A 12,708-nucleotide genomic window follows, 5' to 3' on the forward strand; every position below is an offset into this window, starting at 1 on the left:
ACCCAACCGAATCTAGGGCTAAAGCCCTCACTACGAACCCAAGTTATCGGGTTGAGGATTAATTTTCGGTGGGGAATAGGGCGGGTTTTGTTGTTGGATTTGAGGTGGGTTTCTGGATTGAATCCCTAAACCCGCCCCTACGGATGTGGAATGTTAATATTGGCAAGGCGACGCGCCGGAAAATCCGGTAGGTTATATTGCCCAATTTCGGTTAATTGATAAATGGAATATCGATAGATAAGATTGAATGTAGGGGCGGGTTTAGGAACAAAATCAACAGCGAAACCGATAACATTTCGACCAAAACCCGCCCTGTCTCATCCTGTAACTGTTCCCCGTTCCCCGTTCCCTGTTTCTCAACATAACGTATAAAACTCATCTATCTATCAGGAAAAAATCATCTTGATTTAATGATCATCGGATTAACTGAAAGTAAACCCAGTTTCCCCGATGCATTCCCTTTGAAGAGAAATACCCAAACCTACACTCTAAAATGGGATGTATTTAATGCTGATAGATCGATCAACACTCCGATGAAATTTCCCAGCAGTCTGCTCAAATTATTATGTAAACCCTTACCCAAATTTGACCCTTTTTCACTACAGTTACGATTAACGGTAGGCATTGCCGCCGTGTCGATTACGGGATTAAGTGCTGTTGCCATCTGGACGAGTTGGTACATGCAGCAAATCCTGATTAAATCCCAAAAACATCATATTCAATATCTTAGCGATCGCTTCCCTGATGATGTAGAACTTTATAGTGAGATGATGTCCCTAGAAACAGGGATGCAAAAGGCGATTGACAACTTAACTACGGGGGATACGCTGTTATGGGTACGTCGTTCTGATGGCTCAATTTCGGCTCAATCCTCAGCCTTACAGCTTAATCCCACCAATAATTTATTGTCCTCAAAGATACCCCTAATTCCTAAACTCTATCGGGTGAACGGACGGTATTGGATCGCTTGTGGTACTCCCTTACAGGTGCAGGGTGAACGGTTGGGTAAGATTTATGTGGCAAAGGATATTACCAGCGAACAAACCATGTTTTTGAGTTTGATTCGCACGTTAGGAATTGCCAGTTTGCTCTCCATTACCGTCATGATTGTGGTCATTTCCTTTTATATTAAGCGATCGCTGCAACCGTTATGTCAAATGAGTCAACTCACCCAAACTATTTCCGCTGACGATTTAGGACAAGCGCGGCTGCATCTGGATAAAGCGCCGAGTGAGGTGAAAGAATTAGCGCAAACCTTTGATAATATGTTAAACCGTCTGTTTGAAGCGTGGGAACACCAGCGACAATTTGTCAGTAATGTGTCCCATGAATTGCGAACGCCATTGACGATTGTTTCGGGATATCTGCAAAGCACATTACGGCGCGGTAAAAACTTAACGCCACCTCAGCAGGAAGCCTTGGGAATTGCCGCTGCTGAAGCCGATAGGACGGTTCAACTATTACAAGATTTATTGGACTTAGCCCGGGTTGATCATGGCAGAATGCATTTTCATTTAGAACCCTTTGTGCTTAATGATTTGGTCGCCGAAGTCGTAGAGATGGCGGTACAATATAGTAATCGAGGGATTAATTGTGATAGCGTGAGTGACGTGATTGAAGTGTTAGCCGATCGCGATCGCCTCAAGCAAGTGTTACTAAATTTAATTGACAATGCGGTAAAATATTCTGACCCCGATCAACCTGTAACCGTTAAATTAGACAAACCAGGAGAACAGGTCAGGATTCAGGTGTGCGATCGCGGACAAGGTATTCCCTTAGCGCAGCAATCCCGCATCTTTGAGAGATTTTATCGCGGGGATGAAAATCGCGCCCGTTCCCCAGGAGGAACAGGTTTAGGCTTATCGATTGTGAAGACTTTGGTGGAAGGGATGGGGGGTCAAGTTAGCGTGCGATCGCAACTGAGTCAAGGGAGTGTGTTTACAGTATTATTGCCTGCACCAAGTTAGAGATAGCCTCTCAGCTAAAACCCGGAAAATCGTTATCACATAGTTACATAGGGTGGGTTAGGCAGGACTTAAATTCAGGCGATAATGATCAATGAACTATCCGCCGTAACCCACCGATAAGCTGTCATGCATTTAAATTGGGAATGGGTAGCGAGCAAGATGCTCACACTACAGCAAGGATTTTGCCATTATTGACATTAAGGTTTAAATGCCGAATAGCTTATTAATCGGGTTCGTTCGTAACATTTTATAAAGGGCGCAAGTCTTTGCGCCCCTACGAATCCCTGTTACCTGTGACACACTGAGCGTGTTACCGAGCGAAGCCGAGGTAAGCGATGCCCTGAGCTTGTCGAAGGGTCGAGGTGTTCCCTATTCCCTGATCTAAACCGTTAACTTTAATTATGTCCACCCACTTAAATTCATGGATATCGCGCAGTTCTATCAAGCCTGTAACCCAAGTCCCCTGAAATTTGCTAACCCCCAGGATAAGAAATATTATATCGATTTTTCCTCGGTACGTGGGGGCAATACGATTAAAGAGATAGGCAGAACCATTACTCGGCTATCTCCCAATAAACCAACGTGCCAATTGTTTACCGGACATATCGGTTGTGGCAAGTCTACGGAATTGCAGCAACTCAAGCTGGGATTAGAGAAACAGGGCTGTCATGTTGTGTATTTTGAGTCTAGCCATGTCTTAGAAATGGCAGACGTTGACGTGACCGATATCCTGCTCGCGATCGCGCGATCGGTGGCGGAAAGTTTGGAAGCGGTTAAAATCAGACTACAACCTGCCTATTTTGTCAACTTGTTTCGCGAGATTGGTGATTTCTTACAAACCCCCATCGAGTTATCCGAAGCCAAATTTTCGCTACCTGGGGGAATTGCTGAAATTACCACCAAGATGAAAGATAGTCCCCGGCTGCGTTCTCAGTTACGCCAATATTTAGAACCGCGCACCAATGGAATTTTAAAGGCGATTAATCAGGAACTTTTAACACCCGCCACAGAGAAACTGAAGCGGATTGGCAAAAAAGGATTAGTGGTAATCATCGATAATCTTGACCGTTTAGATAACACGATTAAACCCACAGGTGATCCTCAGCCTGTTTATTTATTTGTAGACCGAGGTGAACAGTTAAAGCAACTCAATTGTCACGTTGTTTACACCATTCCCCTATTTTTAATTTTTTCCAATGCTTTGGGGCGATTAACCAATCGATTTGGTGTTGATCCCAAAGTTTTACCCATGGTTCCCGTGCAATTGCGCCAAGGGGGTGAATGTCAAGAAGGGATAGCGCTGCTGCAACAAATGGTATTAGCGAGGGCGTTTCCAGATATGAATCCCGTTCAGCGCCTAGATTGTCTATCAGAACTCTTTGATCATCCCGATACCTTAAAGCGATTGTGTCAGATTAGTGGCGGACATGCACGGCAATTACTCATGCTAATTTCCCGATGTCTTGAGCGAGATGATCCACCATTTTCGCGAGATTGTATTGAAGATATCATTCGGCGACGGCGGAATGAATTAACCTTAGCCATTACCGAGGATGAGTGGATATACTTGCGGGAAGTAGCGCAGCAGAAAAGTTTGCGGGGAGAAGAGAAATATCAAATTTTAATTCGCGATATGTTTGTCTTTGAATATCGAGATTCTCAGGGTTCTTGGTTTGATATTAATCCCATGTTGGCAGAAGCCGCAGAATTGTAGGGACACACTGACGCCATTTAACCTCAACCCCTCACCCCCAGCCCCTCTCCCACGACGGGGAGAGGGGAGCCAGAAGCAAATGGTAATTGTAGGGTGCGTTAGCGAAAGCGTAACGCACCAAAAAATGTTGGACAAAAATTAAGTTCCCTCCCCTTGGCAAGGGGAGGGTTAGGGAGGGGTCAGATCAAGGTATCGCTTTATGGTAAAAAACCCGACGAAATTGACAAACGTTAGGGATTAAGATGAAGATTAGGGAATTGATAGGGTTAAGATGCACGCGAATCGCATAAAATTGATCCATGACTCATACGCCCCCGCCAGAAGATAGTGTCGCGGATAACCAGAAGTCGTTAAACGCCCTCGTGCGATCGCTTCGGCTATCCCAGGGACAATTTCGCCTAATTCTGGTGCGCTGTAACTATGGCGAATTACGACAGCGCATGGTGCAACGTCTGCGGGAAGTCTCGCCTGTGTCGATTCGCGAGTTGGTTTTGCCGGAGTCGGTGGAGTCTCTCTACAGGTTTATCAAGACGGAATTGGCAGAGGAAAAACCTCAGGCTGTCATTGTATTGGGTTTAGAGTCGGTTAGTAATCTCACTGGTGTTTTCAAATCCAGTAATTATATCCGAGAGGAGTTGAGTCATAATTTTTCCTTTCCCCTGATTCTCTGGATTAATGATCCGGTTTGGCAAAGGTTGGTTCGGGTAGCGCCTGATTTAGAAAGCTGGGCGACGACGGTTGAGTTTCAATGGACAACGGCGGAATTGCTGGAGTTTTTAACTCAGGAAACGGAGAAACTCTTTCGGGCTGATTTAACGGTTTCTCTGGACAATTATGACGAAATTGAATTAGCCTGGACAGCGTTACAAAAGCGAGGGCAAGCGATAGGGCTAGAGTTGTCAGCTAATCTAGAATTTGTGCGCGGCTTCAATGACTTTAAGCATCACCGATTCGATGAAGCCTTAGCCCATTATCAGAATTGTCGGGATGTGCTGATAGATGCCCATACTGAGGAATTAGAACGCCAGGGTATCTTGCTTTTACATATCGCTCTCTGTTATTCCCACAAAGCTGAACAAAATCCTGCGAACGGTGAGCAAGATTGGCGCAGAAGCAGAAAGTATTTTCAGGAATCGATTCAAAAATTTGCTGAAGCTAAACAGTTCGATTTAATTGCCCAAAATATTAACTACCTGGCAGAAGTTCTGCAACAATTACAAGACTGGGAGGAGTTAAAGCGTTTGGCTGAAAAAGCCCGAAAGCTGCATCAAAAATATGGCACGTTTCTACAAGTGGCTCAAGATTATGGGATTTTAGCAGAAGTAGCGCTGAATCAGTCGCGCTGGTACGAGGCAAAACAACTAGCTCAACAAGCACTAACACTTTTAAATCAAAGTCCGGAATGTCATCCGCGTGAACATGGGTTTTATCATTTTATTTTAGCCAGCGCTTGTCAGTCTTTGGGGGAAATTAAAGCGGCAATTGCTCATTTAGAACAAGGAATAGAGGGAAATTATCCAGACTATGCTCCTCAGCTTTATATCAAGAGTTTGGCACTGTTGCGCTCTCTTTATTTTAACCAAGGGGAATACCTAAAGGCGTTTAAACTGAAGCAAACTAAACGGTCAATTGAATATCAATATGGATTTCAGGCGTTTGCGGGAGCGTCTCATCTCCAAGCGAAAAAGCAGTTAATTAATGTGGCGGAGACATCAACGGAGAAACAAGCGATTATTGCCCAAGAAATCGCGGCTTCGGGTCGAGAAGAGTTTGTCAAAGAGTTAATCCAACGAATTCGCAGAAGTGACCACAAACTCACGATTATTCATGGTCAATCGGGTGTAGGTAAAAGTTCAATTATCCAAGCGGGATTAGTTCCAGCGTTGAGGCAAGAGTTTATTGGAGAACGTGAAGCTTTCCCTGTGGTTATCAGAGTTTATACCAATTGGGTGGAAACATTAGGGATAGGTTTGGCAGAAGCATTAGGGGAAACATTAAATTCAACAGCAGCAATTATCCAACAATTGCGGACTAATGCAGACCGTAATTGGGTAACAGTTCTGATATTTGACCAGTTTGAAGAGTTTTTATTTATTGCCAAAGACCCAGGGGAACGACAGAAATTTTATCGGTTTTTGGCGGATTGTCTGGATATTCCCTTTGTTAAACTGATTCTGTCTCTACGAGAAGATTACCTCCATTATTTATTAGAGTGTAATCGCCTGAACTATCTGGGAGCGATTGATCATAATATTTTAGATAAAGATATTCTCTGTTATTTAGGTAACTTTACCCCAGAGGAAGCTAGGTTAGTCATTGAACGGTTAACCCAACGCTCCCAGTTTGATTTAGAACCAGCATTAATCACGGAACTGGTTCAGAATTTAGCGGTTGAGTTGGATTCAGTGCGTCCGATTGAATTACAGATAGTTGGCGCACAGCTTCAGGAAGAGAAGATTACTCGGCTAGAACAGTATCGAGGATTGGGGGATAATCCCAAAGAAGTATTGGTGAACCACTATTTAGAGGACGTTATCAAAGACTGTGGTCAAGATAATGACAGAATTACGCGACTGGTTTTATATTGGCTAACCGATGAAAATCTGACTCGTCCCTTGAAGACTCGCAGTGAGTTGAGTAAAGATTTAGCTGCTGCTGGGTTACAAGTTAAAGGGCGTCAATTAGATGATTTAGTTTTACCGATTTTAGTGGGTTCCGGGTTAGTAGTGCGGATACCAGGATCTCCCGATGACCGCTATCAATTGGTTCACGATTATTTGGTTCCCTTTATTCGTCAAAATCAGACGACTGAACTTTTAGAAGAATTGAACAGAGAGAAAGAGCAACGTCGAATTGGTGAACAACGATTTAATCAGTTTATCAGGATAGCATTAGTGGGTTCAGTCGTGGCTGTATTTGGATTAGCTGGATTAACCTGGCAAGCTGAATTTCAAAGACAACGAGCTGAATCTCAAAGGCGGCGAGCTGAAAAACTTCAAATTGGTCAAAGTGATAGTCTCAGTCGATATTCCGAGGAACTATTCAACCAAGATAAAATATTTGATGCTCTGATAGCTAGTTTACGTGCAGGAATACCTCTGAAGCAGATATCTGAAAAACAGGTTGCTCCTTCAGCAAAAGTACGAGTTGCAAATGTACTCAGACAGGCAGTTAAGCGTGTGAGGGAGTACAACCGCATAGAAAAACATGATTCGTGGGTAAGTAGTGTCAGTTTCAGCCCCGATGGTAAAACCTTAGCCTCTGGCAGTGATGATAATACAATTAAACTGTGGAATCTAGAAACAGGGGAAGAGATTGCCACCCTTACCGGACATGATTCGTGGGTAAATAGTGTCAGTTTCAGCCCCGATGGTAAAATCTTAGCCTCTGGCAGTTATGATAATACAATTAAATTGTGGAATTTAGAAACAGGCAAAGCTATTACTACCCTTACCGAACATGATTCATCGGTAAATAGTATCAGTTTTAGTCCGAATGGTAAAATCTTAGCTTCTAGCAGTGATGATAAAACAATTAAATTGTGGAATTTAGAAACAGGTAAAGCTGTTAGTACCCTAAATGGACATAATTTATCGGTAAATAGTGTCAGTTTCAATCCTGATGGTAAAACATTAGCGTCTAGCAGTGATGATAAAACAATTAAATTATGGAATTTAGAGACAGGCGAAGCTATTGCTACACTAAATGGACATACTTCAGCGGTATTTAGTGCCAGTTTTAGCCCCGATGGTAAAACATTAGCGTCTAGCAGTGATGATAAGACAATTAAACTGTGGAATCTAGAGACAGATGAAGCTATTGCTACCCTAAATGGACATACTTCAGCAGTGTTTAGTGTAAGTTTTAACCCAGATGGTAAAACATTAATTTCTGGAAGTTATGATAAGACTATTAAGCTGTGGAATCTAGAGACAGGCGAAGCTATTGCTACCCTAAATGGACATACTTCAGCAGTATTTAGTGTAGATTTTAGCCCCGACAGTACAACCTTAGCTTCTGGAAGTTATGATAAGACCATTAAGCTGTGGAATCTAGAGACAGGAAAAGCTATTGCTACCCTAAATGGACATACTTCAGCAGTATTTAGTGTAGATTTTAGCCCCGACAGTACAACCTTAGCTTCTGGAAGTCAGGATAAGACCATTAAGCTGTGGAATCTAGAGACAGGGAAAGCTATTGCTACCCTAAATGGACATACTTCAACAGTATTTAGTGTAGATTTTAGCCCCGACAGTACAACCTTAGCTTCTGGAAGTCAGGATAATACAATTAAACTGTGGAATTTAGAAACAGGTAAAACTATTTCCACTCTTGCCGGACATAATTCATGGGTTAATAGTGTCCGTTTTAGCCCCAATAGTAAAATCTTAGCTTCTGGAAGTCAGGATAAGACCATTAAACTGTGGAATCTAGAGACAGGAAAAGCTATTGCTACCCTAAATGGACATACTTCAGCAGTCTTTAGGGTTAGTTTTAGCCCCGATGGTAAAACATTAGCCTCTGGTAGTTATGATAATACGATTAAACTATGGAATCTAGAAACAGGTGAAGCTATTGCTACCCTCTCCGGACATGATTTACCGATCACTAGTGTCAGTTTCAGCCCCGATGGGAAAACTTTAGCCTCTGGTAGTCAAGATAAAACAATTAAACTGTGGAATCTGGATTTAGATAACTTACTGGTAAGGGGGTGTAATTGGGTGCGAGATTATCTCAAGACTAACCCAAACCTGAGTGAAAGCGATCGCGCTCTCTGCGACGGCATTTCTAATTAGCTTAATTACAAATGACGAATGACGAATGACGAATGACAATCTTCACCGTTCACGTTAATTATGTCCACCCACTTACAAACAAACATCGCGCCCTAACTTACCTTCATCTTAATCTGAGCCATCCACGCCGCCGTGCCAAAGACACCTGCCAAAAGCGCCGGAACACTGAAATCTGCATCCAGCTTCTCCCAATGCAACCCATCCCCCGATGGCGTCACTTCAACCTCAGCTAAATCCTCTGGAGAAGCATCGGCTAACCCTTGCGCTAATGCTGGGGGAAAGCTAAACGTCGCCCCACTCTTCAAATTAATTACCACGCGATCGCGACTCTGGTCATAATACGCCGACTCCGCCCTCGGTTCAACCGTATTGGCAACGGCTGCGGCTTCTCTTGCTTTTGCGATCGCGGCTTTTAGCCTTGTCTCATCCCAACCTGAATTAACCATGAATTTCCTCCCATTTTTTGAGTAGTTCTATTTGATGTTCGGTTACAATTTCCAACGCTTTGACAGCTTCTTTATTACTCAAACCTTCAATCTGAACCAGTTCCGGATATTCAGTTTCACCTCTCAAGCTAATTCTTGCTTGCCCTCCACCTTTGAAGACATGAACATGAGGCGGCAAATGGTCGTTGAAGTAGATGCGGACAGCAAAGCCATCTTTCCTGAGAACAGTTGGCATAGTTATATGTTGACAGTTAGGCAAGCGATTGTCTTTATCATGAACGGAGACTGAGACAACCTAATAAATATATTTTACATATTTGCGTGACTGAGCGATCGCGCTCTCTGTGATGGTATCGGCAATTAACTTAGTTGGTGAGACTAATCCTCTTTCCCTTCTGCCTTCTCTTAAAAATAAAGCTAGGGGATTTAAGATTAGAATCCTAATCCAAAATCCCTATTCAATCAACCCAATTAAGGGCAATTGATGTAACGTTCAGCTAACTCCAAAACCCTCTAAGTAGTCGCTGCTGCACGCGCTGCGGCTGCTTCATCGGGATGAATTCCCAAACGAGTCAGATTAATCCGACCTTTGTTGTCAATTTCGCGAACTTTCACAATCACTTCATCGCCAACAGCAACCTCATCTTCGACCTTACCGACACGATAATCTGCCAGTTGGGAAATGTGAATCATTCCCTCTTTCCCGGGTAACACTTCCACAAAGGCACCAATGGGAATAATTCGAGTTACGCGCCCTGCATAAACATCCCCTTCTTCTAAGCGACGGGTCATCCCTTGAATCAGGGTAATCGCTTTCTTTGCCTTTTCCCCTTCAACAGCAGAAACCGTAATCGTGCCATCATCATCAATATCGACTTTGGCACCGGTTTGTTCCGTAATCCCTTTAATCGTCTTACCGCCAGGACCAATGACTAAGCCAATTAAGTCCGGATCAATCTTCATTGTCAGTAAGCGTGGGGCAAACGCCGACAAATCAGGACGGGGTTTGTCAATTGCCGCCAGCATCTTTTCTAATATATGCAGTCGTGCTGGTTTGGCTTGTTCAATCGCTTTGGCAACGGTTTCCATGGGCAGCCCGGTGATTTTCATGTCCATTTGTAACGCGGTAATCCCGCTATCCGTTCCCGCGACTTTGAAGTCCATGTCGCCCAAGAAGTCTTCAATTCCTTGAATATCGGTGAGAATCCGGACTTCATCGCCTTCCTTAATCAATCCCATCGCCGCCCCACTGACAGGCTTGGTAATCGGCACCCCACCATCCATTAATGCTAGCGTCGATCCACAAACCGAACCCATCGAGGTTGAACCATTGGAGGAAAGCACCTCCGATACCACCCGAATCACATAAGGAAACTCATTTTGCGGCGGTAATATGGGAATAATTGCCCGTTCCGCTAACGCCCCATGACCGATTTCCCGGCGTCCCGGCGATCGCATGGGTTTGGTTTCGCCTACGGAAAAGGGCGGGAAGTTATAGTGGTGTAGGTAACGCTTCTCTTCTTCTGGATTCAAATCATCCAACATTTGAGCATCACCAGGCGTTCCCAGCGTCACCGTAGACAGGACTTGAGTCAAGCCTCGATTAAATAAACCACTGCCATGAACACGAGAGGGCAATAGCCCCACCTGACACGACACCGGACGCACCTCATCCAGTTTACGCCCATCAACGCGCACCCCGTCCTCAACAATTTGCGATCGCATCAGCTTCTTGGTCAAGCTTTTGAACACACTCCCCAGCAGTTGATTATCAGCCGCCGCCACGCGCAGGGGATCATCCTCTGGACGTTCAGCGATGGGAGCCAGAATTTCATTTTCCTTGATCTCATCCAAGGCTTCATCGCGATCATGCTTATCGAAGTCAAACTGAGACAAGACTTTCTTAATCGGTTTCGTCGCGCGATCGCGAATAAACTCTTCCAGTTCCGATGAGGTTTCTGGTGGTTCGGCTTGGATAATCTCAATTCCCAACTCTTTGAGCAGGTTTTCTTGAGCCGCAATTAAATCCTGTACGGCTTCGTAGCCAAATTCAATCGCCTCAATAATATCCCGTTCTGGCAGTTGATTCGCCCCGGCTTCCACCATAATCACGCCTTGGGGAGAACCCGCGACCACCAAATCTAGATCACCATTGTCGATTTCGCGGTATGTTGGATTAATAATGAAATCATCTCCAACGAGCCCCACTCGTACTGCTGCCATCGGACCATAGAATGGAATTTGGGCTTGCAGTACCGCTACCGATGCCCCCGTTACCGCCAGCACATCCGGTGGCACTTGTTCATCCATGGATAAGGTTGTGGCTACAATCTGAATATCATCCCGTAGCCAACTGGGAAACAAGGGGCGCAACGGGCGGTCAATCAAACGGCTGGTGAGTGTTACTTTTTCCGGAGGACGCCCTTCGCGGCGCAGAAACCCACCGGGAATTCGACCCGCTGCATACAGTCTTTCCTCGTAGTCTACTAATAAGGGGAGAAAATCGATGCCCTCTCGACCCGCTGAGCGAGTCGCCGTAACTAAAACCGCTGTATCTCCTGACTCAATTAGTACAGATCCCCCAGCTTGGGGTGCTAGTAGACCGGCTCTTAGCCGAATATCCCGTCCATCAAAGGATATTGATTTGTCTAACTCTACCATTTGGTTCGTTACCCTTCTCTCTTTATCACGTTTTTTTCTCTGTCGCAATCCTAGCATTTATGGAATAATGCTGCTTTGAGAAGGGTGTTAAGTTTTGACCCTTCACGTCCGTTCAAGGGAACCTGGTTTTGAGTTTTGAGCTTTGAATTTTCCAGACCCATTGCGTGTCTGAGTTTTGAGTTCAGTCGGGTTGAGTTTCACGAGTATCGTTTCTTGTCTCATCCAGATGCGACTACCCTTGCCCCGACTGAGTGCGAGAGTTGCTGCCTCACACCCATTGATGATTAAAATTTGACAAGCAGCAATTGATAGTATTGGATTCTATTTTCATTTTTCTATAAACATGGCAATTTTACATGGTAGTTGGATTACAGGCGAATCTGATAATTATTTATTTATTTGGGGAGAACAATGGCGTCCTTTAGCCTCTGTTGACTCTGCCGCCAAGACGGGGATTATGCCCCATCCTTTTGCAATGACACAAGCAGAGTTAAGCGAATTTTTAGGCGATCGCGGTTTAACCCTTCCCGAATCCAGCAGCCGAAAAACTAAAGGGGACAGCGAGAGTGCGATCGCCTCCTGGCAAACCCAAACCCTAGTTCTACCCACTCACCCCGCAGCTACCAAGACACCAGCCTACCCAATTCTTTCCGCCCAACTCCCAACAGAGGATTCTTCATCCCTGGAACTGCATCAATGGCAGGTTTCAGGCTACCGTCTCACCCCCTCAACCGCCCTCCCCTTCCTGCAATCTCTGCCCTTAGGGGGATTCAATGTTGCCGATAATTACGTCGGATCAGATTTACGATTTTGGACGCATGTCTATCGCTGGAGTTTAGACTTACTAACTCGGTGTAAATTTTTACCCGGATTATATCGCCAACCCAACGGTAAAGCGATCGCCTACTGGCAACCCCTCCTCGACAGCGCCACCGATCAAACTCGGTTAGCCGAGTTTACCCAATCCATGCCCTTAGCGTGTCAAGCGTCTGCGGAAGCAGGGGAAGCAGGGGAAGCAGGGGAAGCAGGGGAAGCAGGGGAAGCAGGGGAAGCAGGGGAAGCAGGGGAAGCAGGGGAAGCAGGGGAAGCAGGGGAAGCAGGGGAAGCAGGGGAAGCAGGGGAAG

General features: G+C 44.9%; 6 protein-coding genes and 1 pseudogene. 4 read left to right on the forward strand and 3 right to left on the reverse strand.

What is annotated here, in order from left to right; genetic code table 11:
- Nucleotides 1–533: 533 nt before the first annotated feature.
- The 3 genes from RIC07_RS02990 to RIC07_RS03000 all read left to right on the forward strand — a co-directional run bounded on the left by RIC07_RS02990 (nt 534) and on the right by RIC07_RS03000 (nt 8,477).
- The gene (locus RIC07_RS02990; RefSeq protein WP_446393214.1) at nt 534–1,967 is read left to right on the forward strand and encodes a HAMP domain-containing sensor histidine kinase; all 1,434 of its coding nucleotides are present in this window, start codon (nt 534–536) and stop codon (nt 1,965–1,967) included.
- Between the two features lie 421 nt (nt 1,968–2,388).
- Entirely contained in the window at nt 2,389–3,681 is a 1,293-nt protein-coding gene (locus tag RIC07_RS02995) for a P-loop NTPase fold protein (protein ID WP_446393215.1), read from the forward strand.
- A gap of 299 nt (nt 3,682–3,980) precedes the next feature.
- Entirely contained in the window at nt 3,981–8,477 is a 4,497-nt protein-coding gene (locus RIC07_RS03000; protein WP_446393216.1) for a WD40 domain-containing protein, read from the forward strand.
- 92 nt (nt 8,478–8,569) lie between these two features.
- Here RIC07_RS03000 and RIC07_RS03005 read toward each other — a convergent pair whose 3' ends face one another.
- The 3 genes from RIC07_RS03005 to RIC07_RS03015 form a co-directional block, all read right to left on the reverse strand.
- Nucleotides 8,570–8,923 (reverse strand): DUF2442 domain-containing protein, encoded by a 354-nt coding sequence (locus RIC07_RS03005; protein WP_446393217.1) that lies wholly within the window; start codon nt 8,921–8,923, stop codon nt 8,570–8,572.
- Nucleotides 8,916–9,158, reverse strand: a complete 243-nt coding sequence (locus RIC07_RS03010) for a DUF4160 domain-containing protein (RefSeq protein ID WP_446381049.1) — start codon at nt 9,156–9,158, stop codon at nt 8,916–8,918. The genes RIC07_RS03005 and RIC07_RS03010 overlap by 8 nt, the downstream gene beginning before the upstream one ends.
- 278 nt (nt 9,159–9,436) lie before the next feature.
- Nucleotides 9,437–11,584: a polyribonucleotide nucleotidyltransferase gene (locus RIC07_RS03015; RefSeq protein WP_446393218.1), complete on the reverse strand. Its 2,148-nt coding sequence runs from the start codon at nt 11,582–11,584 to the stop codon at nt 9,437–9,439.
- Between the two features lie 343 nt (nt 11,585–11,927).
- On the opposite strand from RIC07_RS03015, the pseudogene RIC07_RS03020 reads away from it, so the two are divergent.
- Nucleotides 11,928–12,708: pseudogene (locus tag RIC07_RS03020) on the forward strand (SNF2-related protein); the annotation flags it as partial.

Origin of the sequence: Coleofasciculus sp. E1-EBD-02, assembly GCF_040218245.1 — a bacterium.
In the GTDB taxonomy this organism is placed as follows: Bacteria; Cyanobacteriota; Cyanobacteriia; order Cyanobacteriales; family Coleofasciculaceae; genus Coleofasciculus.